The organism is Actinomycetospora sp. (assembly GCF_036497585.1).
Classification (GTDB): domain Bacteria; phylum Actinomycetota; class Actinomycetes; order Mycobacteriales; family Pseudonocardiaceae; genus Actinomycetospora.
Window position 1 is genome coordinate 1 of the sequence record NZ_DASXJD010000006.1, and the last position, 25,419, is coordinate 25,419.

General features: G+C 74.7%; 29 protein-coding genes and 1 pseudogene. 11 read left to right on the forward strand and 19 right to left on the reverse strand.

All coding sequences use genetic code 11. The features are described 5' to 3' along the window. The 6 genes from VGH76_RS00320 to VGH76_RS00345 form a co-directional block, all read right to left on the reverse strand. The coding region (locus VGH76_RS00320; RefSeq protein ID WP_331554605.1) for an undecaprenyl-diphosphate phosphatase at positions 1 to 966 on the reverse strand (966 nt) is incomplete at its 3' end. A gap of 109 nt (positions 967 to 1,075) precedes the next feature. After that, the gene (locus tag VGH76_RS00325; RefSeq protein WP_331554606.1) at positions 1,076 to 1,861 is read right to left on the reverse strand and encodes a hypothetical protein; all 786 of its coding nucleotides are present in this window, start codon (positions 1,859 to 1,861) and stop codon (positions 1,076 to 1,078) included. Between the two features lie 50 nt (positions 1,862 to 1,911). Next, complete coding sequence (locus VGH76_RS00330; RefSeq protein ID WP_331554607.1) at positions 1,912 to 2,619, reverse strand: phosphatase PAP2 family protein; 708 nt, start codon at positions 2,617 to 2,619, stop codon at positions 1,912 to 1,914. A 125-nt stretch (positions 2,620 to 2,744) separates the two neighbouring features. Next, positions 2,745 to 3,275, reverse strand: coding sequence for a hypothetical protein (locus VGH76_RS00335; protein WP_331554608.1), 531 nt, complete (start codon positions 3,273 to 3,275; stop codon positions 2,745 to 2,747). Between the two features lie 20 nt (positions 3,276 to 3,295). Continuing rightward, positions 3,296 to 3,937: a TetR family transcriptional regulator gene (locus VGH76_RS00340; protein ID WP_331554609.1), complete on the reverse strand. Its 642-nt coding sequence runs from the start codon at positions 3,935 to 3,937 to the stop codon at positions 3,296 to 3,298. Next, a complete protein-coding gene (locus VGH76_RS00345; RefSeq protein WP_331554610.1) occupies positions 3,937 to 5,133 on the reverse strand; it encodes a glycosyltransferase in 1,197 nt (398 codons plus the stop codon). Before VGH76_RS00345 ends, VGH76_RS00340 begins: the two co-directional genes overlap by 1 nt. 84 nt (positions 5,134 to 5,217) lie before the next feature. Here VGH76_RS00345 and VGH76_RS00350 point away from each other — a divergent pair, with 84 nt between their 5' ends. After that, complete coding sequence (locus tag VGH76_RS00350; RefSeq protein WP_331554611.1) at positions 5,218 to 5,643, forward strand: hypothetical protein; 426 nt, start codon at positions 5,218 to 5,220, stop codon at positions 5,641 to 5,643. Positions 5,644 to 5,802: 159 nt separating this feature from the next. Beyond that, positions 5,803 to 6,306, forward strand: a complete 504-nt coding sequence (locus tag VGH76_RS00355; protein WP_331554612.1) for a hypothetical protein — start codon at positions 5,803 to 5,805, stop codon at positions 6,304 to 6,306. 7 nt (positions 6,307 to 6,313) lie between these two features. On the opposite strand, the gene VGH76_RS00360 is transcribed toward VGH76_RS00355, so the two are convergent. After that, positions 6,314 to 7,663, reverse strand: a complete 1,350-nt coding sequence (locus VGH76_RS00360) for an NAD(P)/FAD-dependent oxidoreductase (RefSeq protein ID WP_331554613.1) — start codon at positions 7,661 to 7,663, stop codon at positions 6,314 to 6,316. Continuing rightward, positions 7,660 to 8,274 (reverse strand): PadR family transcriptional regulator, encoded by a 615-nt coding sequence (locus tag VGH76_RS00365; protein WP_331554614.1) that lies wholly within the window; start codon positions 8,272 to 8,274, stop codon positions 7,660 to 7,662. Before VGH76_RS00365 ends, VGH76_RS00360 begins: the two co-directional genes overlap by 4 nt. 198 nt (positions 8,275 to 8,472) lie before the next feature. Here VGH76_RS00365 and VGH76_RS00370 point away from each other — a divergent pair, with 198 nt between their 5' ends. After that, positions 8,473 to 9,441: an alpha/beta hydrolase gene (locus VGH76_RS00370; RefSeq protein WP_331554615.1), complete on the forward strand. Its 969-nt coding sequence runs from the start codon at positions 8,473 to 8,475 to the stop codon at positions 9,439 to 9,441. A gap of 50 nt (positions 9,442 to 9,491) precedes the next feature. Here the strand turns inward: VGH76_RS00370 and VGH76_RS00375 are convergent, their stop codons facing one another. Next, complete coding sequence (locus VGH76_RS00375; RefSeq protein ID WP_331554616.1) at positions 9,492 to 9,752, reverse strand: hypothetical protein; 261 nt, start codon at positions 9,750 to 9,752, stop codon at positions 9,492 to 9,494. 208 nt (positions 9,753 to 9,960) lie between these two features. Between VGH76_RS00375 and VGH76_RS00380 the strand changes: the two genes are divergently transcribed. Next, positions 9,961 to 10,476 carry a hypothetical protein gene (locus VGH76_RS00380; protein WP_331554617.1) on the forward strand — a complete coding sequence of 172 codons (516 nt, stop codon included), beginning with the start codon at positions 9,961 to 9,963 and terminating at the stop codon, positions 10,474 to 10,476. 43 nt (positions 10,477 to 10,519) lie between these two features. On the opposite strand, the gene VGH76_RS00385 is transcribed toward VGH76_RS00380, so the two are convergent. Beyond that, entirely contained in the window at positions 10,520 to 11,464 is a 945-nt protein-coding gene (locus tag VGH76_RS00385; RefSeq protein WP_331554618.1) for a DMT family transporter, read from the reverse strand. Then, complete coding sequence (locus tag VGH76_RS00390; protein WP_331554619.1) at positions 11,452 to 12,381, reverse strand: LysR family transcriptional regulator; 930 nt, start codon at positions 12,379 to 12,381, stop codon at positions 11,452 to 11,454. Before VGH76_RS00390 ends, VGH76_RS00385 begins: the two co-directional genes overlap by 13 nt. Before the next feature lie 173 nt (positions 12,382 to 12,554). Between VGH76_RS00390 and VGH76_RS00395 the strand changes: the two are divergent. Beyond that, positions 12,555 to 13,616: pseudogene (locus tag VGH76_RS00395) on the forward strand (MFS transporter); the annotation flags it as partial. A gap of 72 nt (positions 13,617 to 13,688) precedes the next feature. Here the strand turns inward: VGH76_RS00395 and VGH76_RS27865 are convergent. Together VGH76_RS27865 and VGH76_RS00400 are read right to left on the reverse strand one after the other, a co-directional pair. Beyond that, entirely contained in the window at positions 13,689 to 14,249 is a 561-nt protein-coding gene (locus VGH76_RS27865; protein ID WP_414637631.1) for an HdeD family acid-resistance protein, read from the reverse strand. Between the two features lie 162 nt (positions 14,250 to 14,411). Then, on the reverse strand, positions 14,412 to 15,422 hold the full coding sequence (locus tag VGH76_RS00400; protein ID WP_331554620.1) for a molybdopterin-dependent oxidoreductase: 1,011 nt from the start codon (positions 15,420 to 15,422) through the stop codon (positions 14,412 to 14,414). Positions 15,423 to 15,500: 78 nt separating this feature from the next. Between VGH76_RS00400 and VGH76_RS00405 the strand changes: the two genes are divergently transcribed. Both VGH76_RS00405 and VGH76_RS00410 read left to right on the forward strand, forming a co-directional pair. After that, complete coding sequence (locus tag VGH76_RS00405; RefSeq protein WP_331554621.1) at positions 15,501 to 16,223, forward strand: AzlC family ABC transporter permease; 723 nt, start codon at positions 15,501 to 15,503, stop codon at positions 16,221 to 16,223. Continuing rightward, the gene (locus VGH76_RS00410) at positions 16,220 to 16,531 is read left to right on the forward strand and encodes an AzlD domain-containing protein (protein ID WP_331554622.1); all 312 of its coding nucleotides are present in this window, start codon (positions 16,220 to 16,222) and stop codon (positions 16,529 to 16,531) included. The genes VGH76_RS00405 and VGH76_RS00410 overlap by 4 nt, the downstream gene beginning before the upstream one ends. A 44-nt stretch (positions 16,532 to 16,575) precedes the next feature. Here the strand turns inward: VGH76_RS00410 and rox are convergent, their stop codons facing one another. From rox to VGH76_RS00425, 3 genes are all read right to left on the reverse strand, one after another. After that, entirely contained in the window at positions 16,576 to 18,012 is a 1,437-nt protein-coding gene (rox, locus tag VGH76_RS00415; RefSeq protein WP_331554623.1) for a rifampin monooxygenase, read from the reverse strand. 134 nt (positions 18,013 to 18,146) lie between these two features. Next, complete coding sequence (locus VGH76_RS00420; RefSeq protein ID WP_331554624.1) at positions 18,147 to 19,364, reverse strand: NAD(P)/FAD-dependent oxidoreductase; 1,218 nt, start codon at positions 19,362 to 19,364, stop codon at positions 18,147 to 18,149. 124 nt (positions 19,365 to 19,488) lie between these two features. After that, a complete protein-coding gene (locus VGH76_RS00425; RefSeq protein WP_331554625.1) occupies positions 19,489 to 20,121 on the reverse strand; it encodes a transglycosylase family protein in 633 nt (210 codons plus the stop codon). A 320-nt stretch (positions 20,122 to 20,441) separates the two neighbouring features. Here VGH76_RS00425 and VGH76_RS00430 point away from each other — a divergent pair, with 320 nt between their 5' ends. Then, entirely contained in the window at positions 20,442 to 20,696 is a 255-nt protein-coding gene (locus VGH76_RS00430) for a DUF2795 domain-containing protein (protein ID WP_331554626.1), read from the forward strand. Between the two features lie 42 nt (positions 20,697 to 20,738). On the opposite strand, the gene VGH76_RS00435 is transcribed toward VGH76_RS00430, so the two are convergent. Both VGH76_RS00435 and VGH76_RS00440 read right to left on the reverse strand, forming a co-directional pair. Further along, entirely contained in the window at positions 20,739 to 22,148 is a 1,410-nt protein-coding gene (locus VGH76_RS00435; RefSeq protein WP_331554627.1) for an MFS transporter, read from the reverse strand. Positions 22,149 to 22,211: 63 nt separating this feature from the next. Further along, positions 22,212 to 22,829 (reverse strand): maleylpyruvate isomerase family mycothiol-dependent enzyme, encoded by a 618-nt coding sequence (locus tag VGH76_RS00440; RefSeq protein WP_331554628.1) that lies wholly within the window; start codon positions 22,827 to 22,829, stop codon positions 22,212 to 22,214. An 81-nt stretch (positions 22,830 to 22,910) separates the two neighbouring features. Between VGH76_RS00440 and VGH76_RS00445 the strand changes: the two genes are divergently transcribed. Beyond that, the gene (locus VGH76_RS00445; protein ID WP_331554629.1) at positions 22,911 to 23,744 is read left to right on the forward strand and encodes a metalloregulator ArsR/SmtB family transcription factor; all 834 of its coding nucleotides are present in this window, start codon (positions 22,911 to 22,913) and stop codon (positions 23,742 to 23,744) included. 18 nt (positions 23,745 to 23,762) lie between these two features. Here VGH76_RS00445 and VGH76_RS00450 read toward each other — a convergent pair whose 3' ends face one another. Further along, positions 23,763 to 24,077, reverse strand: coding sequence for a hypothetical protein (locus tag VGH76_RS00450; RefSeq protein WP_331554630.1), 315 nt, complete (start codon positions 24,075 to 24,077; stop codon positions 23,763 to 23,765). Between the two features lie 121 nt (positions 24,078 to 24,198). Between VGH76_RS00450 and VGH76_RS00455 the strand changes: the two genes are divergently transcribed. Continuing rightward, positions 24,199 to 24,609 carry a hypothetical protein gene (locus tag VGH76_RS00455; RefSeq protein ID WP_331554631.1) on the forward strand — a complete coding sequence of 137 codons (411 nt, stop codon included), beginning with the start codon at positions 24,199 to 24,201 and terminating at the stop codon, positions 24,607 to 24,609. Next, positions 24,609 to 25,265 carry a hypothetical protein gene (locus VGH76_RS00460; protein ID WP_331554632.1) on the forward strand — a complete coding sequence of 219 codons (657 nt, stop codon included), beginning with the start codon at positions 24,609 to 24,611 and terminating at the stop codon, positions 25,263 to 25,265. Before VGH76_RS00455 ends, VGH76_RS00460 begins: the two co-directional genes overlap by 1 nt. Positions 25,266 to 25,419 lie beyond the last annotated feature (154 nt).

The window sequence follows — 25,419 nt, forward strand, 5'->3', positions numbered from 1 at the left end:
CCAGATCAGACACGCGGTTCCCACCGCGATGCAGTAGATGCCGAACGGGCGCAGCGACCGGTTCTCGAAGTACTTCGTCAGGAAGCGCACCGAGAGGTAGGCGCCGACGAAGGAGAGCAGGCTCCCGACGAGGATCTGCGGGCGGACCCCCTCCCCGAGCGGGCCGGCGAGGTCGCCGAGCTTGAGCACGCCCGCGGCGAGGATGACCGGGGTCGAGAGCAGGAACGAGAAGCGGGCGGCATCCTCGTGGGAGAGGCCCCGCAGCAGCCCGGTCGCCATCGTGACCCCCGAGCGCGAGATCCCCGGGCACAGCGCCGCGATCTGCGCCGTCCCGATCCCGACCGCGCGCAGGACCGGGATCCGGCCGAGCCGCTCGTCGGAGGCCTCAGCCGTCGTGACCGGCGCGCTCCCGGCCCGCATCGTCGTCGTTCCACCGGCGGCCGCGTCGACGTCCCCGGGTCCGTCGCCCGGCGGCCGAGCCGGGTCGGCGGCCCGGACCTCGGAGCTCGCGCGACGCCGCAGTGCTTCCGCGCCCAGGAGGATCAGGCCGTTGACCACGAGGAAGACCGCGGTGGGGACCGGCCGGGCGAGGACCGTGCGGAACGTGTGCTCGAGCAGCAGCCCGACGATCCCGACCGGGATGGTGCCCAGCACCAGCAGCCACCCCAGGCGCTGCTCGGAGCTCCTGACCTCGCGGCGCGCGATGCTGGTGGCCAGGCCCCGCACGATGCGGACCCAGTCGCGCCAGAAGAAGACGATCAACGCCAGCGCGGTCGCGACGTGCAGGCCGACGATGAAGGCGAGGTAGGGCGATTCCGGGGCGGCGACGTCGAGGTCGCGGGCCCAGCTGCCGCCGATGACGGCGGGGAGCAGCACGCTGTGCCCCAGGCTGGAGACGGGGAACAGCTCTGCGACGCCCTGGAGGGCGCCGATGACGATCGCCTCGAGCCAGCTCAACTGGTGCACGACAGGGGCTCCCGGGACGGGTGGGACGCGCTCGCGAGTGCGCGACGACCGGACGATCGTCGGCAGCCGCGATGTGACGACGATGAGAACAGCATGCTGGTGACCACCGTCAGCCCGTGAGCGAGCGCCGGGCACCGAACTCGAGCCGGAGCACCACGGCGACGATAACGAGCAGCGCCACCAGGGAGACCAGTCCGGTGCCGATCCCGACTCCACCCCGGGACGGCGGAACACCGACCCAGTCTGCCACCGACGCACCCAGGGGGCGGGTCATCACGTAGGCGAACCAGAAGGTGGCCACGACGTTCGCGGACGTCCCCCGCGCCACCAGGAAGGGCAGGGCGAACAGGACCCCGAACACCAGGATCGACACCGCGTACCCCATCCGCAGGGTGGTGGCCGTGAGATCGCCGAGGGCGGTGCCGAGGGCGAAGGTCATGATGACCGCGAGCCAGTAGAAGAGCTCACGACGGCGGGTGTCGATGCGGTGGATCGAGAGGGTCCCCTCGACGCGGTACCAGATGCCGAACGCCGCGAGCACGGCCAGCAGGAACGCCGCGGTCGAAACCGCGTACGGCACGCCGAGAACCACGTGGACGGCGTCCGCGCACGTCGTGCCGAAGACGCTCACCATCAGGACCGCGAACCAGTACACCCATGGCCGATAGGCACGCTCCCGCAGCTGCAGTCCCAGGGCGACGACGAACCCGAGTCCGCTCAGACAGATCGCCGGAACCGGGCCCAGCGCCACTGCCGACCAGTCCCAGGTCGTCTCGCCCATCCCCGTGGTGAGCAGCTTGGCGATCCAGAACCACGCGGTGATCTCGGGGACCTTGTTCGCGGCGGACCGCAGGTGCGACGACGTGGCGACGCCGCCGTGGGAGGGGAGACTCATGGCCGGCGATGGTTGCGACCCGATCATGTGGCCCCGATGAGTAAAGAGATCTACATGTCGGATCCCGCCGGTCCGCGACGCCCGACGGGCGGGGCTCGCCGGCGGCCGACCCCCGCGGCGAGCAGCAGCACGAGTCCGTCGGCCACGACGGCCAGGCTCCAGCCCGCGAGGACATCGCTCGGGTAGTGCACCGCAAGCACCAGTCGAGAGCCCGTGACGGCCACGACCACCGCGAGCGCGACGAACGTGATCACCCCCCGGCCACGGATCGGACCGACGAGGACGACGACGAGCAGGAGCGCCCCCGCCGACCAGAGGGCGTGACCGGAGGGGAAGGACAGTCCGTGCGCGGTGACCGCCTGCCACGCCGCGGGCGGACGTGGACGCGCGACGACCGCCTTCACCCCGTTGTCGAGCAGTCCGAGGACGACGAGCGCGCCGGCCGCGAGGAGAAGCGGCTCCCACGATCGTGAGCGCCACGCGGCGGTCGCGGCGACCGCCACCAGCACGGCGATCATCACCGCGGGTTGACCGACCGTGGTGACGACCTCCGCGGTCGCCACCAGAGCAGGTGGGCGTACCGCCACGATCCAGCCGTCGACGCTGGGGTCCAGGACGGCGAGCAGGGTGTTGGCGACGACCCCGACCCAGAGCAGAGCGGTGACCAGTGCAGCGAGCACGGTGACAGCGGCCGTCGGGACGACCGGTGGGAGGTCGTCGGGGGCCCGGTCGGGAACGGCAGGCTCGGTGCGCACCACGGCGGATCAGCGTCCGCCGTCGAGGATGTGCGGTCGATGAGAGCAGGGCGCGGCGGCCTCGGACACCCGCGCCACAGTTCGATGACGCTCCAGCCGCGCGACGTTCGGGACGTCACGACGACGATTCAGCCCGCCATCTCCGTGGGGCGGAGGGCGTCGTGGAGGTCGTCGAGGGCGCCGGCGAGGTCCTGCAGGGTGGGGGCCCAGGGCCCGGCCTGCTCGGCGAGCCGGGTGAGGCGCTGGGTCCCGCGCAGGAGACGCCGGGCGACGGTGACGGGCTCGTCCTGCACGGCGACGGCCACGACGACCTCGCGCAGGTCCCGGGTGAGGCGTTCGGCCTCCTCGCGGCTCGCGGAGGCCTCGAGCCGTGGGGCGATGCCGTCGAGGGCCTCGCAGACCGCGAGCAGTTCGGCGCGGGCGCTGCCCCGCAGCCGGCGGCGACGGATCTCCGCGGCGAGCTCCTCGAGGACCGCGGGGTCGCGCTCGGCGAGCACCAGGGCCGCGCCCACCAGGTCGGGCCCGTCCGCGTAGCGCTCGCCGCCCGGGTCCGGGAGCGGGCCGAGACGTTCGGCCAGGTTGCCGAGCAGCCGCAGCAGTCGCTGGTGGTCCTCGGCGCCGACGAGCATCGTCACGCCGACGGGGGCGTCGTCACTCACGGGTGACCGGTCGCGGCCGGTCAGCCCGACAACCGGGTCGGCGCCGGGCGGGTCACGCGGCCGTTCGCGGCCGGGAGGAGGTGGGTGGCGAGCCGGTGCAGGCGGTCGACGGCGACCTCCTCGAGGTCGGGAGTCGCCAGGTGGCTCAGCGTCGCCCGCACGAGGATGTCCGCGACGTCGGCGAGGTAGCCGGGCGACTGCCGCGGGTGGTGCTGGCGGAGGTAGCGCGTGAGCAGCCGACGCGCCTCGCCGATGATCGGGGCGCTCCGGGTGGTCAGCAGCGGCAGCAGGCTGGTGTCGCCGTGCCGCTCCTCGAGGATCGCGGCGACGAGCGGCCGGTCCTTCGTGGCCCGCAGCGTCGCACCCACCGCGGCGCGCACGCCGGCGTCCCACGACGTGGCGTGGTGCAGCGCCTGGGCCGTCTCGGCGAGCATCCCCTTCGCCTCGCGCGCCAGGAGCGCGTCAGCCAGCCCGATCCGGCCGCCGAACTGGCGGTGCAGCGTGGCCCGGGAGAGCCCGGTCCGGCGGGCGACCTCGGCCAGCCGCACCCGCTGCCAGCCGTGCTCGAGGACCGCCTCCGCGGCGCCGTCGAGCGCGCGGTCGCGCAGCTCGAGACGGAACTCCTCGCGCAGCGTCGGTCGGGGGGTTGTCGGCGCACTCATCAGGGAGCCTCCGCGGACGTCGACGGGGAGGTCGCCGCCTCCGGGGTCTTGCTTCGGTCCACCCCGTCCATCGCCGCCGACCCGGCTGTCGTTACCAATCCGTGATCTGAGAACGCATCGTCCCCGGTCAGCCACCACCGGACGACGTCGCGCTTCGAGTAGCCCGGCCGTCGCGGCACCTCCTCGGGGGTGTTCTGCTCCATCGCCCGGCGCAGGCCCCGGGCCAGGTCCACCGGGTCCCCCGGCGTCGTGAGGGTGACGAGCGGGTGCTCGCGGAGGTCCTCCGCGAGCCCGGTCTCCGTCGTCGTCACCACCCGGCACCCATGCGCCAGACCCTCGACCAGGGGCAGCCCGATCTGCTCGCGCCATCCCGGGAGCCGGACCGAGGGCATCACGACCGCCGCGCCGGACCGGAGGAGGTCGTGCACGGTCCGCCGGGTCAGCCCGGTCCGGATCTCCACGCCGGCGGGCAGGTCGGGCGCGGCGTCGCCGCGCGGGTCGGCGACCACCAGCCGCCAGCCCCGCTCCGCCGCACCGGCCGTCTGCCACGCCGTCGTCAGGATGTCGAACCCCTTGCGCTCGCTGGGGGTGCCGAGGAACAGCATCACCGGCTCGCGGGGCCCGCCGTCCCCGGCGCCGGGCCCGCAGACGGTGCACATGTCGAGCCGGGGCGGCAGGACGGTGTACCTCGTCCGGCGCAGCGCCGGCCCGAACGCCCGCCGGTAGTTCTCGCACGCTCCGGACGTCCCGAAGACGACGACGTCGAGCAGCAGCAGGGACGTCCCGACGACGGCGGTGGCGAGTCGGCGGGCGACGGCGTCCGGCACCGGCCAGGAGCGCAGCGACCGGATTGCCAGGCGCGCGCGGGCGTCGAGGTTGTCGATGGCGTACGTCGCGACCGTCACCCGCCCGCGCCCCGGCAGGACCCGGCGGAGCAGCTTGACCAGCACGATGTACCGGACGGCCCGGACCCACTCGCCGAGCCAGAGGGGCTCGGCGACCTCCATGAGCTCCAGCCCGGGGTCGCGCATCGCCGTCACCAGTGCCGCCCAGCTGAACGACCGGACCGCGGGGTTCCCCTCGAGCAGGGCGGCGTCGGAGTCCGCGATCCGGGAGGTGAAGAGCACCAGCTGGCCCGGGGGCATCTCCTCGACGACCGAACTGCGCAGGTTCGGGACGATCCGCAACGATTGCACCGGGACATGGTCCCCGGCCCGGACCCGCGTACCCCCGACCACCGGGGGTAGCCCGGCCCTCGCGACGATCATGGAGGAGCGGCCGTGACCACCTCGGCGAGCCAGCCCGGACCCGCGACCGCGGGGGAGCCGCTGCGCGTCGCGGCCGACCGGCTCGACGAGCTCCGGCGGCGCACCCCGGACGGGGACTGGGAGACCGCCGGACTGCTCGCGTCGCGGCCCGAGGTGCTCGCGCGGTACGCCGACGGGACGACCGAGCACGTCGCCGACGCCCGGGCCCGCACCGCGGCCTGGATCGCCGGGCTCAGCCCCCGCGTGGTCGGGCCCCTGATCACCTGGTTGCGCGCCACCGCCGACGCCGTGGACGCGGGCGCCCTGCCCGAGGAGACCGACCGCGGCCCGGGCGTTCGCCGCGGGCGTGACCGAGCACGTCGCCGGGTCCCGATGACGGAGCCGGGGCCCCTCGGATCCGGCGAACGGCGCTGTCCCTCGGACGCGCGGCCGCTCTAGGCTCTGCCGACCTCCCGCGGGCGCGTCGGGACCGGTGCCCGAGGAGCTGCGCCGCGCGTGGTGCGACATCCAGGGCCTGATGTGGACGGCCCTGCGCACCGCCGCGCTCGCCGGGGGCGGCCGGCCCTCCACGACGGCACGGTCGTCACGCACCAGCGGGTGCGCGGCGACCTCGCCGTCGTCCGCGTCGCGATCGACCCGGTGCCGACGTTCCGCGCCGGGCAGTACGTCACCGTCGAGATCCCGCAGCGGCGCGGGTGGTGGCGCCACCTCTCCCCGGCCGGGGTCAGGTGGTGGCGCCACCTCTCCCCGGCCGGGGTCGTCGGCGCCGACGGGGTCGCCGAGTTCCACGTGCGGGCGGTGCGCGGCGGCTGGGTCAGCCCCGCCCTCGACGAGCTCCACGCCCTGGACCGGCTGTGTGCGCTCGCGCGGGAGAACCCCGCGCTGACGGTGGTCCCGGTCGCGGAGTCGCCGTGGGGGAGCGAGGAGCACGTCGCTGAGGTCCAGGTCGGCACCCTCGCCGAGGTCGTCCCGCGCTTCGGCGCCTGGACCGACCGCGAGATCCTCCTCAGCGGGCCGCCGGCCATGCTGCACATCACGGTGGACGCGATGCTGGCGGCCCGCACCCCGCTCGGGAACCTGCACCACGACGCCTTCTGGTGAGCCCGCTCTACGAGGCCACCAGCTCCGAGTCGCGGACCTTCTGGAACCCGCGGGCCATGCGGCGCTTCGCCGGCGGGAAGCGGTCGACGAGGCGCAGGGCGGTGCGCTGGGCCGCGACCGAGAGCGGGCCGACGACGGGCCGGCGGGCGGTGCCGTTGTCGTTCATGAACTCGAGCGACTCCCGCACGGCGAGCGAGGAGTACCGGCGCATCAGGTCCTCGTACTCGCCGACCGCCGCGAGCAGCTCCGTCTCGCCGTTCTGCACCCGGACCAGGCGGTCGCGCAGCTCGCGGGCGTCGCGCAGGGCGGTGTTCGCGCCGGCCCCGCGGCCGGGGGTCATGGTGTGGATCGCGTCGCCGACCATCGTCACGGTGCTCGGCGTCCAGGGCGGCACCGGGTCGGCGGTGCGGATGGAGAGCCCCACCGTGGAGCCGGGGTCGGCGGTGGCGATGAGGTCCAGCCAGCGCGGGTCCCACCCGGCGGAGAGCTCGGTGGGCAGGGCGAGGGCATCTGGCCCCGTCCGGTCCAGGGTGTCCGCGGGCGCGAGGGAGCGGGAGGTCGTGATCCCCCACGAGATGTAGTCGGTGGTGTTGTCGAACCGGAGTCCGGGCCAGCGGCCGACGAGCTCGCGCTCGCTCGCGCCGACCCCCTCGCGGGGCCCGCCGTCCGTACCCCACGGCATCCGCACCGCGTGGGTGATGCCGAACTGGCCGCGCCGGTCGAAGTACATGCCGAGGCCGTGGCGGACGACGTCGGGCAGGAGCGCCTCGGACCGCGCGGTCAGCAGGGTCTTGCCGCCGATCGCGACCAGTCCGGTCTCGGAGTGCGTGGCGTGCGGGAGGTACTGGTGGCGCACCCGGGAGCTCGCGCCGTCCGCGCCCACGAGGAGGTCACCGGTGTCCGAGGTGCCGTCCTCGAAGTGCGCGGTGACCCGCCCCTCGTCGGCCTGCTCGTAGTGGGAGAAGCACCGGTCGAACGTGATCACGTCCTCCATGCCCGTGAACAGCACCTGGCGCAGCGTCATGCGGCTGACGTTGTGCTCGCGGTCCTCGGGACCGTCGCCGGAGTGCGGCAGGTCGTCCATGCTGATCCTGACCAGGGTGCGGTACCGCTCGGTCAGCATGGCCAGGGTGTCGTAGGGCGCGGCCGTCGTGGCGACGAACGTCGCGAAGAGCTCGGGGCTCAGGCAGGCCTTGAGCGCGCGCGCGCCGTTGGGGGAGATCCCGACCCGGTAGCCGTGCAGGCCGCTGGTGCGCGTGCGGTCGCGCTCGTGGACCGCGACGTCGATGCCGGCGCGATGCAGGCCGTGCGCCAGGCACATGCCGCCGGTCCCCGCGCCGATGATGATCACCTTCATGATGTGCCCTCCCCGCCGGGGTGCATCCGGCGTGCGGTCTCGGCGAGGTCGTCGTAGCTCCAGGTCAGGGCACCGGAGCGGAGGTCCTCGAGCAGCTTGGTGATCCAGGCGACGTCGGTCTCGAGGTGCGCGATCGCGTACTCGTTCTCGATGAGCACGATCCGCGGCAGCTCGGTGGCCACCCGCGCGAGCTCGTGGCGCAGCCGGTCGAGCTCGCCGCGCCGGTCGGACAGGCGCAGCGCGAGCGCGTCCGCCGCGACGTCGGGGTCGAGCAGCGGCAGGTAGGCGAGCGCGGCGGTGAACTCCGCGAATTCGTGCCGGGGCGCGGTGAGCATGTCGAGGGTCCAGGTGACCGCGAGCTCCCGGCCGGCGTCGGTGGCGGCGTACACGGTGCGCTCGGGGCGGGTCGCCTCCCGCTCGGTGCCCTGCGCGACCAGCAGCCCGTCCCGGACGAGCCGGTCGATCGTCTTGTAGAGCTGCGAGCGCTGCCCGACGTTGACGACCTGGTCCTTGCCGCGCTCGCGGATCAGCTGCTGCATCCGGTACGGGTGCATCGGCGCCTCGGCGGCCAGGGCGAGGACCGCGAGGGCGAGACCGGAGCGCTGCGTCATAGTGTCGGCAACACTAGTGTCTTCAACACTAGATCGCCAGGGCGCACCTCCTCACCGCGGGGTGTCGTGATCACCGGGACGCCACCGCTGTGCCGGCGCCCCGACCGGAACCATGGACGCCCGTTGATCAGGGGGGAGCGCCATCCCGGCGCGCAGGGGATCACGCGGGCACCCGGCCCGCGTGGGAGCATCGGGTCGATGAGCGAGGACGGACAGCGCGCTGCCCGACGGACCTCGCGGCGCACCGCGATCCTGCACGGCGACCACGTCGCCTTCTGGGACTCGGGCCCGGAGGAGCCGGGGGACGAGCTCGTCGTGCTCGTCCACGGCATCGCCGGCTCCGCGCAGACCTGGTCGCCGCTGCTCGCCGAGCTGGCCCGACGCCGCGAACCGCGTCGGTTCATGGCCCCCGACCTGCTCGGCCACGGATCGTCGAGCGCGCCGTGGGCGGACTACTCGCTGGGCGGCTACGCGACCGGGCTGCGCGACCTCATCGTCTCGCTCGGCTACCGTCGGGTGACGATCGTGGGCCACTCGCTGGGGGGCGGCGTCGTCCAGCAGTTCGCGTTCCAGTTCCCGCAGCACTGTGCCCGCCTGGTGCTCATCGACAGCGGCGGGCTCGGCCGCGAGGTGAGCCCCGCGCTGCGGGCCGCCACGCTGCCCGGCGCCGAGTGGGTCATTCCGGTGATCGCCGACCGTCGCCTCGTCGACCTCGCGGCCTCGGTGGGCCGACGCCTCGCGTGGGCGGGCCGGCACGTCCCGCCGTCGGCGAAGGAGGCGGCCCGGGCCTACGCCTCGCTGGCCGACCCGGTGCACCGTCGCGCGTTCGTGCACACCGCCCGCTCGGTGATCGACAGCGGTGGGCAGCGGGTGCGCGCCACGAACCGGCTGGACCTGGCCGACCAGCTCCCGGTCCTCATCGCCTGGGGCACCGCCGACAGCATGATCCCCGTCGAGCACGGCCACCGGGCCCACGAACTGGTCCCCGACAGCGAGCTCGCCCTCTTCGAGGGTGCCGGCCACTTCCCGCACTGCGACCAGCCCAAGACGTTCACCGACCGGCTCCTGGACTTCCTCGACCGTCGCCCGCCCGCGGAGTGGGACCCCGCCCACCTCGCCGAGCGGATCTCCGAGCACGTCAGCTTCGACGAGGACGGGAGCTCCTGACCGCTCCCTCGTCCGCCCGACGACGTGGCGCCGGGCCGGGACGGTAGGGCTCAGACGGACCGGAGGGACGGGGTGATCTCCTCGGCCACGGGCTCGTCGGCGGCCGGGTGCTCGACCAGCGCGATGACGCGCCCGGCCAGGAACCGTGCGGTGCGGACGGCCGATCCGCCGCGGGTCACCTCGCTGACCTCGACGGTGCCGCGGGTCTGCGCGATGTCGACCCGACGGCCGGCGCGCGTGGCCTCGATCTCGTACGTGCGGGTGGTGCCGCTGCCGGCATCGACCACGATCTCGACGCGGTCGCCCTTCATGTGTGCTCCTCGGACGGAGTGGATGGACGGGCCGAACGGCCCACTCTCTCCAACGCCTCTCGGAACGACATTGTTCCTGGTCAGCAGGGGTGTGAGGGCGTCCGGACGGGTCCGGGCGGCGGCACCGGTGTGTGAGGAACGGGTTAGTTCTCTGCACCGTTCGGGCAAGGATGACCTCGTCACGCTGGGCCATCCCCGAGGAGGAGTCATGGCAGGCAACCCGACAGTGGAGTCGGTGATCGAGCAGGTCCACGAACTCAACGACCGGATCGTGGAGAAGGCCCGATCCGGCGGGCGGGAGTCGTTGCGGGTCTACCGCGACCTGCTCGAGAACGTGGCCGAGGCCGAGGAGGCCGCCGGCGAGCGCACCGTGGAGTGGGTGCAGGCGCTGACCCGGGCGCAGGCCTCCTTCACCCGCGAGCTGGCCGAGGCCTTCCCCTCGCTGCTGCAGCGGGTCGGGGACCAGCTCGGCTCGGTGGCCGGGACGGCGGCCGAGCCGGTCCGCCGGGTGCCGGGTGCGGCCACCGGCGAGGGCGAGGTCAAGGGCGCGGTGTCCACCGCGGACGACCTCCCGATCGCGGGCTACGACGAGCTCACCGTCGAGGAGATCGCGCCGCGCCTGTCCGGCCTCTCGGAGGTCGACCTCGGGAAGGTGGACGCCTACGAGCGTCGCACCCGCAACCGCAAGACGGTGCTCGACCGCATCGAGTCCCTCCGCCACTGACCGGCGTCGTCGGGCCCCGTCGTCATCCGGCGGGGCCCGACGTTCAGGCGGTCGCCTCGGGTGGCTCGGCCCACCGGATGAGCGCGATCGCCGCCACGACGAGCACCCCGCCCGCCACCTGCGTCGCCGTCGGTCGCTGCGCCACCAGCCACCAGGCGCCGAGCACGGCGAAGAGCACCTCGGACAGCCCGACGAACGACGCCAGGCGCGAGCCCAGCCGCCCGACGGCCGCGATCCCGGTGAGGTAGGCGAGCGCCGTCGACAGCGTCGCCACGAGGACCACCCCGACCCACCACGGCACCGTCCACGCACCGAGGACGATCGGCGTCGTCGTCGCGGTCAGGGGCAGCAGGCCCACGACGCCGACGAGCACGACGACGGCGCTGCCCACCAGCGCGCCGCCCGCGGTGAGCACCAGCGCCGGTGGACCCGCTGCGCCGTCCCCACCGCCGGCGCCCGCCGAGAGCCGGAAGTACGCCGCCAGGCACACCGCCGCGCCCAGGCCCCACGCCACGCCGACGACGTCGACGGCCGCGCCCCGCCCGACGTCGAGGACCAGCACCAGGCCCCCGATCGCCGCGGCCGCGCCCACCAAGGTCGCGGGGCGGGGCCGCGCCCGGGTCCGCGCCCACGTCCAGCCGAGCAGGAGCACCGGCGCGGTGTACTCGATGAGCAGCGCGACCCCGACCGAGAGGTGGCCGACCGCGCTGAAGTAGCAGACCTGCGCCCCGGCCAGCGCGACGAGGCCGTAGACCAGCACCGCGCGCAGCGCACCGGCGCGGGGTCGCCACCACCGCACCAGGACGACGACGAGCGGCACCGCGAGCAGGACCGCGGCCCCGGCGAGCCGGCCCAGGGCGACCGCGAGCGGCGACCAGCCGGTGGCCAGCAGGGACGCCGCGAACGGCCCGGCCAGCCCGAACGACAGCCCGGAGAGCAGCGCGATCGCGAGGCCGGGCGCCGTGCGGCCGACCCTCACCTCGTCCACGCCGGGCTCCATGCGTCCCCGTCGTCCGGGGCCGGCCGCCGGTCGAGGTGGTCGCGCAGCGCCGCGAGTCCGGGATGCGGGTCGTCGGACCGCCACAGCAGGCAGTGCGGGTAGAGCAGGGCGGGGCCGCGGACCGGGATTCGCCGCAGGTCGTGGTCGTCGGGCCAGAGGATGCGGGTCCGCGCACCGACGAGGGTCGCGAGGTCGGGGTCCTCGGCGAGGACGTCGAGCAGGTGGTCGGTGCCGAAGCGGGGGCCGATCGTCTCGATGGTCAGGTCGAACGCGGCGGCGAGGTCGGCGTAGTAGGTGGCCCACTCGGTGCCCCCGGCGATCCCCGGGATCCACAGGCGCAGCCCGACCAGGTCGTCGGGTGTGACGCTGCGTCGGGTGGCGAACCGGTGGCCCGGTCCGCACAGCAGCTCGTGGGGCTCGTCGAGCACGCGGGTCGTCGTGACCTCCTCGGGGAGCTCGTCGGGGTGGGGGACGGCGCGGAAGGTGGCGTCGACGGTGCCGGCGGCGACGGCGCGGGCGGCGGCGCGGACGTCGGAGCCGCCGAGGGTGACGACGTCGAGCTCGACGGCGGGCTGGGCGGCGTGGAACTCGCGCAGGAGCGCGGCGGCCGCGACCTGCCGGCTGATGACGTCCACGCGCAGCGCCCGCCGGCCGGGACGCACCGAGGCCTCGGCGCGCTCGGCCGCCCGGACCAGTGCCCGGGCGTGGGGCAGGAAGGCCTGCCCGTCGACGGTGAGCTCCACCCCGCGCGGGGTGCGCGCGAAGAGCCGGACGGCGAGCTCGGCCTCCAGGGCGCCCACGCGCTTCGAGACCGCCTGCTGGGTCACGCCCAGGTCGCCGGCGGCGTGCTGGAACTGCCCAGCCTCGGCCGCGGCCACGAAGGTCCGCACCGCCACGACGTCCACAGGAGGAGACCGTAGGCGGACAACCGCTCGTTGTGGCGCACCGAGGCGACGGTTGTTCGATCAGTAGGGGCGCGTGCTGGTGTGCTCGACGGATCGTTGTCGGAGGGGGCGCGGTGGCGCGACGGGGACGGGCGCTGGGCCGGTCGTTCGGCTGGTTGTGGGCGGCCTACGCGGTGAGCGCATACGGCTCCGGGCTGGGGTTCGGCGCGTTCCCGGTGATCGCGATCCTGATGCTGCACGCGGGCCCGGCGGCGGTCTCGACGCTGGCCGCGTCCGGGCTCGTCGTCGGCGCGCTGGTCGCGGTGCCGCTCGGGCCGTGGGTGGAGCGTCGTCGCAAGCGGCCGGTGATGATCACGATGGACCTGGTGCGCTGCGCCGCGCTGGTGTCGGTGCCCGCGGCCTATGTCCTGGGGTGGCTCACCCTCGGCCAGCTCGTGCTGGTCGCCGTGCTCGTCGCCGCCGCGAAGATCGCCTTCAACGCCGCGGCCGGGGCGCACCTGCGGGGCCTGGTCGGCCCCGACGGGCTGCTGGTCGCGAGCAGCCGCTTCGAGTCGACGACGTGGAGCGCGATGGTCGTCGGCCCGCCCCTCGGCGGAGCCGCGATCGGGCTGCTGGGGCCGGTCGTCACCGTGGTCGCCGACGCCGTGAGCTACCTGCTCTCGGCGGCCGGCCTCGTCGCGATCCGCGCCCCGGAACCACCGCCCGCTCCGCGCGACCGCGGCCGCGCCGGGGAGATCCTCGACGGGTGGCGGCACATCCTGACCCACCCGACCCTGCGGCCGCTGTTCTGGAACGTGCTCCTCGTCAACGGCCTGATCATGGCCACGGAGCCGGTGATCGCGGTCCTCATGCTCGGTCGTCTGGGGTTCGCGCCGTGGCAGTACGGGCTCGCCTTCGCCGCACCGTGCGTGGGCGGGCTGGTCGCCTCCCGGGTGGCGGCGCCACTGGTCGGGCGCTTCGGCGCGCACCGCGTGCTGTGGAGGACGGGCGTCGTGCGCGCGTGCTGGTCGGTGGCGCTCGCCCTGGTCGTGCCGGGCGTGGTGGGGCTGGTCCTCGTCGGGCTCGTCCAGCTCGGCCTGGTGATCTCCTGTGGCCTGTTCAACCCGGTCCTGGCCGCCCGTCGCCTCGAGCTCACCCCACTCGAGCTGACCGCCCGCACCCTCACCGCGTGGTCGATCAGCACCAGCGCCGGGATCGCGGCGCTGACCGCGGTGTGGGGCGTGCTCGCCGAGGTGGCGGGCCCGCGCGCGGCGATCGCACTCGCCGGCGCGGGCCTGCTGCTCACCCCGCTGCTGCTCCCACGTGGATCAGGCGGGAGCCCCGGTCGCCCGCGGCGGCGAGATGGCCCCGGACGCGGGCTGGCGTCCGGCGACGAGCACCGTCACGCCCTCGAGCAGGGTCTGGACGCCGAGCAGGATCCCGAGCAGGAACACGCTCGCGGCCATCAGGTTCACCAGCACCAGCACGCCGAGCAGCACCGAGACGATCCCGCTGGTCACGAGCACCCACCGTCCCTCGGGGACCGCACCCGAGACCGCGATCCGGGTCACGCCGGTCACGAGGAACAGCGCGCCGGCGAGCAGCGTCAGGGTGACCAGGCCGCTCGCGGGGTTGCGCAGCACGAACACTCCCAGGACGAGGAGCACGGCTCCTCCCAGGATGTACGACCAGACGCTGCCCGCCTTCCTCCGCACGATGGCCTGCACCAGCATCACGATGCCGCCGACCACGGCCGCCCAGCCGATGAAGTAGATCGAGACGATCGTCGCCAATGCCGCGTTGGCCAGCACGACCAGCCCCACCACCACCAGCACGATCCCCAGCACGATGTCCCAGCCCGACCTGTGTCCATCTCCGGTCATGCTCATCGGTCGACCCCTTCGCCTTCCCCGCACCGGGCGGCGCGGGCCAGGCCGTGAGGCTGGACCGCCCGGCTCGGCCGGCTCCAGAGCCGGAGAGCACTCCTGGCCGGGCCCTACGTCCTGAGCGGTCGGGCGAGGACGGCGCCGCTACCCGGGTCGTCCGCCCGGTCAGGTCGCGTTCCCGCTCTCGACGTCGACGACGTGGCAGGCGTTGCGGTCACCGGTGAGCGGCTGGCGTGCTCCGGCGGCGTCGCGGGCCCTCGCACGCACCCGCCGCACGCCCGCGGCGGGCACGGTCGCACCGAACCGTCGCCACGCGTACCGGCTCCCCGCCGGGCGCCCGAGCTCGGCCGGGACCCATGCCTCGTCGTCGCCCAGGACGCCGACCTCGACCCCGACCACCTCGGACGAGCCCCAGGCCCATCCCGCGACGTGCAGCGTCCTCCCGTCGCGGCGCACGGCGGTGACGAGGCTGTTGACGTCGAGGTCGCGCACCGGCCGCAGCGCCCCGGTGGCCGACGGGCGCTGGTAGAGCTCGGTGGTGAACAGGTGCTCGGCGCGGCGGTCGGCGACGGTGAGCGAGCGCAGCCACTTGACGTTGTTGGTCCCGAAGTAGCCGGGGACGAACAGCCGCACCGGGAACCCGTGCTCCGCGGTCAGCGGCTCGCCGTTCATCTCGTAGGCCAGGACCCCTCGCTCGCGGACGACGGCCAGCGGCAGGTCCTTGAGGTACTCGGTGCAGGGGCGGCCGTCGAAGACGCCGGAGTCGTGGCCCCGCGCCCACAGCAGCTCGCCCTCGGCGCCGGCCCGGTCGAGCACCGCCGAGACCGGCGTCCCCCGCCAGACGACGTTGCCGGCCCGCCGTGTCGGCTCCCGGGGCCGCAGCGGGTTCCCGTAGCACTCGAGCACCGCGGTCACCGTCGTGCTCGACATCGCCCGCAGCCCGTCGAGGTCGAGCTCGAGCGGGCGTGCGACCCGGCCGTCGACCCGCAGCCGCCAGGTGTCGGGCGGCACCTGCGCGATGCCGAAGTGGCCGATGAGGTAGACGTCGTCGACCGCCGTCACCGGGGCGTCGAGCGCCTCGGGCGGCCGCTGGCGCTTGATCGTGCCCGCGGGCGCCATCCGGGTCGGCGCGCCCGGGTCCGCCGTCCCGTGATCTCGTACCGGCGGCCCGTCCACGACCCGGCACGCTACGCACGCGGCCCCGGCGCCGTCACCACTGCGGCGCCGTCACCACCGGAAGGAGCGGCTGTCGCGATGAGCGAGGAACCCGCGCCGCCCGACGCGGGGGCCGCCAGCCGCCGCGCGGTCGTCCGACAGGGCGTGTGGGTGGCGGTGGCGACCTCCCTCTACGGCGTCAGCTTCGGCGCGCTCAGCGTGGCCGGCGGGCTGACGGTGACGCAGACCTGCGCGCTCTCGCTGCTGCTGTTCAGCGGCGGCTCGCAGTTCGCGCTGGTCGGCATCCTCGGCGGGGGCGGCACGGTGGGGGCGGCGGTCGCGGCGGCGTCGCTGCTCGGCGTGCGCAACGCGCTCTACGGCCTCCAGCTCGTCCCGACGATGCAGCCCACCGGCTGGCGGCGGGCCGCGATCGCGCAGCTGACGATCGACGAGTCCACCGCCGTCGCGGTCTCGCAGGCCGCCCCGCCGCTGCGGCGCCTCGGGTTCTGGGTGACCGGCCTCGGGGTCTACCTCGGTTGGAACCTCATGACCTTCCTCGGCGCGCTGGCCGGTGACGCGCTGGGCGACCCGAAGCGGTTCGGGCTCGACGCCGCCGCGTCGGCGGCCTTCGTCGCGCTGCTCTGGCCCCGGCTGCGGGCCCGCCAGCCGGTCGCGATCGCCGTCGTGGGCGCAGTCGTCACCACCGCCCTGATCCCGGTGATCCCGCAGGGGCTCCCGGTGCTCGCCGCGGCGTTCGTCGGGGCGCTCGTCGCGCTGTGGTGGCCGGACCGGTGGCAGGACGCGGGGAGGGTAGACGGGTGAGCGGCTGGATCGCGGTGCTGACCGCGTCGCTGATCTCGTTCGCCCTCAAGCTCGCCGGCTACACGGTGCCGCCGGCCCGGCTCGAGCACCCGCGCGTCCTGCGCGTCACCGAGGTGCTGCCCGCGGCGCTGCTGGCTTCGCTCGTCGTGCTGCAGACCTTCTCCACCGGCACCCACCTCGTGCTCGACGCCCGCGCGGCCGGGCTGGGCGTCGCGGTCATGGCGCTGCTCCTGCGCGCCCCGTTCATCGTCGTGGTGATCGTCGCCGCGGCCACGGCGGCCGGGCTGCGCGCGCTCGGGTGGGGATGACGCCGGGGCCGCTGCCGCCGAGGACGAGGAGCTGCACCCCGGCGCTACCCGGCTTCGACGGGAGCACCGAACCATCGGGCGAGCGGACGGCGCAGGTCCTGCTGGTCCTCGCCGACCCACGCCACGTGGCCATCGGGCCGCACCAGCACCGCCGGCACGTCCAGCTCCTCGCTCACGTCGACGACGTGGTCCACGCGGTCGGCCCAGCCCGCGGTGGACAGCGTGCCGGTCCGGTCGAGGAGCAGCCCGCGCCCGGTGTGCAGCAGCTCGTAGAGCCGCCCGCGCTTCAGCGCCAGGTCGCGGAGGTGTCGGCCGACGAGGTCGTGCTCCTCGCCGAGGTCGTAGCGGACCCCGAGCGCGGTGATCTTCTCGATGAGGTGGCGGTTCACCTCGTCGAAGTCCATCAGCTCCGACACCAGCGCCCGCACCGCCCGCGCGCCCGGCTCGGTGGACAGCAGCTCGATCGCGGCGCGGGTGGTGACGAGGACGTCGGCCGCCACCGGGTGCCGCTCGGCCTCGTAGCTGTCCAGCAGCCCGTCCGGCGCCCACCCGGCGATCTCGGCGGCCAGCTTCCAGCCGAGGTTGAACGCGTCCTGGACGCCGAGGTTGAGCCCCTGGCCGCCGGTCGGCGGGTGGACGTGCGCGGCGTCGCCCGCCAGGAACACCCGGCCGACCCGGTAGCGCTCGGCCTGCCTCGTGGCGTCGCCGAAGCGGGAGAGCCAGCGCGGGGAGTGCACGCCGAAGTCGGTGCCCGCCGCGGCCCGCAGCTGCACCTTCACCTCGTCGAGGGTCGGCGGCACCGTCCGGTCCGCCGAGACGCCGGCCGCCGGGACGACCACCCGGTAGGCGCCGTCCTCGGCGATGGGGCCGAGCCCGAACCGCAGCTGGGTCCTCCGGACCTCGGCGACGACCGCGGCCACCGTCTCCGCCGGGACGCCCACCTCCATCTCGCCCAGCAGCGTCTCGACCCGCGTGGGTTCGCCGGGGAAGGCGACCCCGAGCAGCTTGCGCACCGGGCTGCGCCCGCCGTCGCAGCCGACGACGTACCGCGACCGCAGCCGGGTGCCGTCGGCGAGCGTGACGGTCACCCCCTCGTCGTCCTGGTCGAGCCCGACGAGCTCGGCGCCGCGTCGGATCTCGGCCCCGACCTCGACGGCGTGCTCGGTGAGCAGCCGTTCCGTGGCGGTCTGGGGGATGCCGAGGACGTAGGCGTGGGCGGTGTCGAGCCGTTCCGGGGCCGGTTTCGGGATGGCGGCGAAGAAACCGCCCAACGGATGGGTCCTCCCGACGGCGAGGAACCGTCCCAGCAGTCCGCGCTGGTCCATCACCTCGATGCTGCGCGCGTGCAGGCCGAGCGCGCGGACGTACCGCGCCGGCTCGGTCTCCTTCTCCAGGACGAGGACTCCGACGCCCTGCAGCCGCAGCTCGGCGGCCAGCATCAAGCCGGTAGGCCCGGCGCCCACGACGATCACGTCGGTCAAGAACAGCTCCACGGGGATGCGACGACAGTCCCGGCTCGACGCCGGGATCGGCCGCGAGAGCGTGGCGCACCGCCCGGGTCTTGCCGCAAGACCCGGGCCCCGCTATACGTTGGGAGTGGCGGGAGGACCGCTCCTCACAGCTCCGTCAGGGGAACCCCCGGGTCGGCCAGGCGCCGCGTGTCGAGCGCTCCGCCGGCGCGGACCAGCCGGTCGATGTCCTCGGTGACGTCCCAGACGTTGACGTTCATGCCCGCCAGCAGCCGGCCCTCGCGCAGCCAGAACGCGACGAACTCCCGACGCTCGAGGTCGCCCCGCACCACGAGCTCGTCCGCCTCCCCGGGCCCGGCGAAGCCGGTGTACTCCATGCCGAGGTCGTACTGGTCGGTGAAGAAGTAGGGCAGCGCGTCGTAGGTCGCGTCGGACTCCCCGAGCACCGCCCGCGCCGCGACCGGCCCGGTGTTCTGCGCGGTGGCCCAGTGCTCGACCCGCAGTCGACGCCCCAGCGCGGGGTACCAGATCGCGGCGATGTCCCCGACGGCGTGGATGCGTGGGTCGCTGGTGCGCAGGGACTCGTCGACCACCACGCCGTCGTCGAGGTCGAGACCGGCGGCCTCGGCCAGCCCGATGTTCGGCGCCGCCCCGACGCTGACCAGGACGATGTCGGCCTCGACCAGACCGCCGTCGGCCAGGCGCACGCCGCGCGCCGTCCCACCCGACCCGACGATCTCCTCGACGTGCACCCCGAGCCGGACGTCCACTCCGTGCTCGCGGTGCAGCTCCGCGAACGCGGCCCCGATCCGCGGCCCGAGAGCGGCCTCCAACGGCTGCCCGGCCGCCTCGAGCACGGTGACCTCGGCGCCGGCGGTGCGGGCGGCGGCGGCCACCTCGAGCCCGATCCAGCCCCCGCCGATGATCGCCACGCGGGAGGCGGACAGGATCGCCACTCGCAGCCGGTCGCTGTCGTCGAGGGTGCGCAGGTGCAGCACGCCGTCGAGCTCGGCCCCGGCCACCGGCAGACGCCGGGCGGACGACCCGGTGGCCAGCACGAGCCGCTCGTAGCCGAGCCGCTCGCCGTCGGCGAGCACGACCTCCGCGGCGTCCCGGTCGATCGCGGCGACAGCGGTCCCGGTGCGCAGCTCCACCCCGTGTTCGCCGTACCACTCGGCGGACTGCAGGAAGACGCCGTCCTGGTCGGTGGCGCCCTGGAGGTAGTCCTTCGAGAGCGGCGGCCGGTCGTAGGGCCGGTGCTCCTCCGCGCCGAGCAGCACCACCTCGCCGTCGTACCCGGCCTCGCGCAGGCCCTCCGCCGTCCTCGCCCCGGCGAGGCCGGCACCGACGATCACGTGGCTCATATCGCCTCCGGTGGGCAGCGGTCGCGCGCACCGTCGCGGCGACGACCCGCCCATCGCGGGACCGTAGCCCCCTCGGCGGGCGCGGGACGAGGGCCCCTGGCGCCCGTCGGCGCGGGCGGCGGGGCTACGCCGGTGCGCCGGCTCCCGGCATCGTCAGGTGCTGCCCCGGCATGATCAGCTCCGGGTGGGTGCTGACGCCCTGGTTCGCGGAGGCCAGGGCCTGCCAGCCGCCGCGGACACCGTGGGAGGCCGCGATCGAGGACAGGGTGTCGCCGCTGACCACGGTGTAGCCACCCGAGGTCGGGGTCGAGGTGCTCCGGTGCGTGCCACTCGACTGCTTCGTGGTGCTCGAGTGGCTCGTCGAGGAGCTCGAGCTGCTGGTCGACGCGGTGTGACCGCCGAGGCCCCGGGACCCGCACACCGGCCACGCCGTGATGCCCTGGCCGTCGAGGACGCGCTCGGCGACCACGATCTGCTCCTCGCGGGACGCGTCCTGCGGGCTGCCGCTGCCGCCGAAGGACTGCCAGGTCGACCGGGTGAACTGCAGACCGCCGAAGAAGCCGTTGCCGGTGTCCGCGTTCCAGTTGCCCGAGGACTCGCACTGCGCGACGGTGTCCCAGTTCACCGACGGGGCGGCCTGGGCGGCGGGGGCGGCGACGGTGCCGAGCGCGGCGAGGGCGAGCGGGCCGGTGGTGGTGGCCACCACCGTGGTGCGCAGCCGGGCGACGGGGCGGGGGGCGCGGTGCTTCGCGGGCATACGGGGACCTCGGGGGAGCGGCCGCGGTGCGGGGACACCGCGGCGGTGGGGGAGCGGGGGAGCGAGCCGGGGAGCTCGGGGCGAGGTTAGGAAGACCGACCCCGGAGGGGTCCGTAGCTGAGAGCCCTCAGCGAGCCCCGGCGCCCACCTGCCGTCCCGGCGCGACCACCGACCGATCCAGCGGCCGACCCGCTCAGCGTGTTGCGCCGTTCGCCATCGCGGGGTCTCAGACTGGTCACGCCCGCCGTCGGGAGCCCCGGTCGGCGGGTCCGGTGTGGGGTCCTCGTTTGGCCGCGTGCGGCGAGCGGCAATGTCCTCGCATGGCCAGCGTGACCGACCGTGCCCGCGAGGCGCTGAGCGACACCGAGTTCCCCGCGGACCGCAACACCCTCCTGGTCCGGGTCACCGAGCGCGGCGGCGCGACCGCGGACCTCATGCACGCCCTCGCGTTGCTGCCCGAGGGGATCTACACCTCCCTCGACGCGGTGGTGGCGGGTCTGGACGCCGACCCGGAGCGCGACGACGACGGTGCACCCACCTCCGGGCGGCCGGACATCGTGCGCGACGACGACTGACCGGTCAGCGCCCCTGGTGGCGCACGAGCACGTCGAAGCCCCTCACCCAGCGGCCTCGGCGAGCTCCCGGGCCTCCTCCTGCGAGCTGGCGGCAGGGCGGGAGCCCGGGAGCGGGCGGGCGTTCGACTCCGGCAGGAACCACACCGCCGCCGCGCCGACGATCCCGGCGAACGTCAGGTAGACCGCGGGGACGGTCAGCCACCCGGTGAGGCTGATCAACCCCTGGACGATGACGGAGCTCGTGCCGCCGAACGCCGACACGGCCACGTTGAAGGTGATGGCGAGCAGCCCGTAACGCACGCCCGTCGGGAACAGCGCCGGCAGCGTCGCCGGCATCGTCCCCTCGAAGCACACCAGGGTCAGGCCGAGGAGCAGGAGGCCCACGAACACGCCCCCGATGGCGCCGGTCTGCAGCAGGAGCACCGCCGGCCACGAGAGCACGAGCAGCAGGACGCACCCGGCGATGACGACGGGCCGGCGCCCGACCCGGTCCGAGAGCCGCCCGAGCACCGGCACGATCGCCAGGAGCACGGCGAGGACGATCATCTGCAGGACCTGGGACGTCGTCGTCGAGATGGTCGGGGCGCCGTACTCGCCGAGGGTCTCGGTCAGGTAGGTGGGCATGACGGTGGTGAGCATGTAGCTGGACACGTTGAAGGCGATGACCAGACCCATGCACACGAGCACCGGACGCCAGCCCAGCCGGGCGGCGGAGCGGAAGAACCGGGTGAACGACTGCTGCCCCTGCTCGCCGGACTGTTCGGTGAGCTGGCTGAACGCCGGGGTCTCCTCGAGGCGGTAGCGCAGGTAGAGCCCGACGGCGCCCAGGGGGAGCGCGACGAGGAACGGGATCCGCCAGCCCCAGCTCAGCATCGTCGGGGAGCTCTCGCCGAGCGTGGTCTGGAGGATCGTGACGATGCCGGCGCCGAGCACGTAGCCGGTCAACGTGCCGCTCTCGAGCCAGCTGCACAGGAAGCCGCGGCGCCGGTCGGGGGCGTACTCCGCCACGAAGGTCATCGCGCCGCCGTACTCCCCGCCGGTCGAGAAGCCCTGGACGAGCCGGCAGAGCAGCAGCAGCACCGGTGCACCGATCCCGATCGCCGAGTACGTCGGGAGGACGCCGATGCCGAACGTGGCCAGCGCCATCAGCACCATGGTCGTCGCGAGGGTCTTCGTCCGGCCGATCCGGTCGGCCAGCGGACCGAAGAACAACCCGCCGAACGGGCGCACGAGGAACGAGGCGGCGAACAGCGCCGCGACGATCACCGGGCCGCCCGGGGTACCGGGCGGGAGGAACACCGTCTGGATCGTCTTCTCCAGATAGGCGTAGACGCCGAAGTCGTACCACTCGGTGACGTTGCCGATGCCGGCCGCGGCGACGGCCCGGCGCACGATGTCGGGCGGGGTCACCGTCACGTCCTCGGCGGAGTGGGGGCCGTGCTGCTGCGCCATGGCGCGTGGTACCCCGCTGATGACCGGGACATTCGCGCCGATGGGAGCCGATTCCGGCCCGCGTCAGGACCGGGCGCGCAGCTGGGCGACCCCGTCGCCGTGCAGGTCGTCGAGCACCGGTGGGCGCCCGACCATGGCCAGGACGAGGAGGCGCAGGGGTCCCCGGACCTCCGGGCCCTCGCCGGTCTCCCAGGCGACGTCGTCTGCGCGCAGCCGCAGCCCGGCGACCCGCTTCTTCGCGCCGAGCAACGGCTGGGTGCCCTTCGCGGAGTCGGCCGCCGCGACGAGCGCCTCCTCGGAGTGCGCGATCGCGGTCGAGGTCGGGTAGGCGATGTCCTCGCCGTGCGCGACGGTCTCGACGAGCCACGACCCGGTCGGTCCGGGCGGGGCGTTGCGGGTGTGCACCCGGGCGGAGAGGCGCTCCAGCAGCCGGGGAACCAAATCGGCGCCGACCGCCGCGACGTTGCGGTCCATGAGCCGGCCGAAGGAGAAGCCGGCACTCGCGAGCCCGAGGAAGAACCTCGGCGGCGTCATCTCCGCGGTCGACACGACATGGGCCAGGGTGTCCTTCGTCGTCCACCCCTCACAGAGCGAGGGCGCGGCCCACTGCTCGTCGTCGAGGGTGCCGAGCGCCTCGACGAGCCGCGCGCGCTCGGTGGCGACGAGTTCCCACATGCCCATGATCCCCCTCCGAGGGAGCCGCGACCGGGCCGTTTCGGTCAATACCGAATTAGACTGCGGCCGAAACATGTGGTCAAGGGGGTGGCGGTGGACGAGATCCAACGGGTGCTGCACGCCCTCGGGTCGCCCGTGCGGCGGGAGATCCTGTGGTTGGTGGGGGATCAGGAGCGGCCGGCCGGCGAGATCGCGGCGGCCGTCCGGGTCAGCGCCCCGACGGTGTCGGAGCACCTGAAGGTGCTGCGCGACGCGGGCCTGGTGACGATGCGGGTCGACGGCACGTTCCGGCGCTACCGCGCCCGCCGGGAGGCGCTCGACGGGCTCCAGCGCCTGCTCGTCGACTCCGGCGGGAGGTGGGAGTCGGCGGACGACGTGCCCGAGCGCGAGCGGGCGAGCGCCCGGACCGCGACGGCCGTACTGGCGTCGGTCGAGCTGGCGTGTCCCCGCGAGGTCGCGTTCACCGCGCTCACCGACCCGGGGATCTACAGCAGCTGGCTGGGTGTCCCGGTCACGATCGAGGACGGGCACTTCTCGGCGACGATGGAGTGGGGCACGCAGGTGCGTGGCCGCTACGAGCACGTCGTCGAGCCTGAGCTGATCGTGATGCGTTGGGACCTCGCGGACGGGCAGGTCCCCGTCCCGGGGGACGAGCACCGGGCGTACGCCCACTTCACCGAGGCCCCGCCGGGGTGCCTGGTCGAGGTGAACCAACTGGTCGACACCCCTGAACAGGCGACGTTCATGCACAGCGCCTGGCGGATGGTGCTCGGCAGGCTCGCGCAGGCCGCGCCGGACCTCGCCGCGCCGGACCTCGCCGCGCCGGACCTCGCCGCGCCGGACCCCGCCGCGCCGGACCTCGCCGCGCCGGACCTCGCCGCGCCGCGTCGTCCGGCCCGGGCCAAGCACCCGGGCCGCTGACGCGGGTCGGTCAGCTGCTCACCGCTCCCGCTCGAGGTGGGCCCGCACGGCCCGGCCGTCCTCGCTGAGCCACCCCTTGTCCTTGGCGTACGCGAGCATCTTCTCGAAGTCGGCGTCCCAGCCCTCGGGGACGCGGCCGGCGGCGAGCCGCCGCAACGTGGCCACGGGGATCATGACGTGCGCGCGGTCGGGCAGCAGCTCGGCGTCGGCGTGCTCGGCCAGGATCGCCGCGAGCTGCTCCGGGCCCAGCCGCTCCCAGTAGGACGCGTAGAGGTCGTTCAGCCTCTCCGGCTCCTGGAGGGTGACGCCGTCGTTGGTGATGTCGAGGTACATGGCGCTCCTGGGGGACGCGGACTCCGGGTCGGCGTCCCAGTCTCCCGGTCGACGGGGCCACGGCGCCGGACCTCCTCGCGAGGCTCCTCCGCGCACCGCGAATCTGGCAGGGTCACCGGGCGTGACCTCCGATGTCGGCAGTGAGCTCGCGGCGTCCGACACCATCGCCGCCGGCGGCAGCGTCCAGACCTCCTCGAGCATCGCGGTCGCCGCCAGCGTGGCGACGGGGGGCAGCGTGGCCGTCGCCGGGAGCGTGGCGACCGCGGGCAGCGTGGCCGTCGCGGGCAGCGTCGCCACGGCCGGCAGCGTGGGCGTCGCCGGCAGTGCCGCCACCGCCGGGAGCGCCGGCATCCTCGCGAGCGTGCTCACCGTGCTCGGCGCGGGGCTGCGCCGTTGCGTGGCGACGCTGGCGTGCGCCGACTGCGACCGGTGCGTGGGCTGCATCGCGTGCGTGGACTGCGTGGATTGCGTGGGGTGCATCGGCTGCATCGGTCTCCGCGGTGCGGTGGGGCAGCGGGGCGTCCGGGCCTGATGGCTACCCGGCCGCGGAACGGGAGCGGGCGGGCCAACCGGGTCGCGCCCGACGGTTCCACCCACGCCGTCGCTGACCGCGGCCTGTTCTGGGGCAACCGCGGCGCACTACTCGACGCCCGGGGTGACCTGGCCCGCCACCACCGGGGCCGGCTCTGGATCTGCTGCGTGCTCGAGTTCCACTGCCGGCACCGGACGCAGTGGCAGCCCGGCCGTCTCACCGAGCTGTACTTCCTCGACGAGCCCACCGCGCTCGCGGCGGGCCACCGCCCGTGCGGCGAGTGCCGCCACCACGACTACCGGCGCTTCCGCGACGCCTGGGCCCGCGCCCACCCGGGCGACGAGGCCCGCGCCGGCCCCATCGACCGGCACCTGCACACCGACCGGCTCACCGCCGGCGGCCGGCGCACCCACGAGGCGGCGCTGGGGTCGCTCCCCGACGGCGTGGTGCTCGCGCACGACGACGGGTTCTGGCTCGTGGGCGGCGACACGCTCCACCGGTGGAGCCACGCCGGGTACGTCGAGGCCCGGCCGCGCGGGACCTTTCCCTCGACGGTCACCGTCCTGACCCCACGGGCCACGGTGGCGACGCTGCGCGCCGGGTACGAGCCGATCCACCATCCCTCGGCCGGCACGGCCACGACGCCGCGCCCCTGACGCCCGCGCCGCCAGCACCCCGAGGCCGGGCAGGGTGGAGATCAGGGCGAGGACGCCGAAGGCGACGGCGGTGGCCAGGCCGGTGGTGGCGCCGAGTCCGGCCAGGCCGAAGCCGGTGGCGGTGGCGGCTTCGCGGGGGCCCCAGCCGCCGATG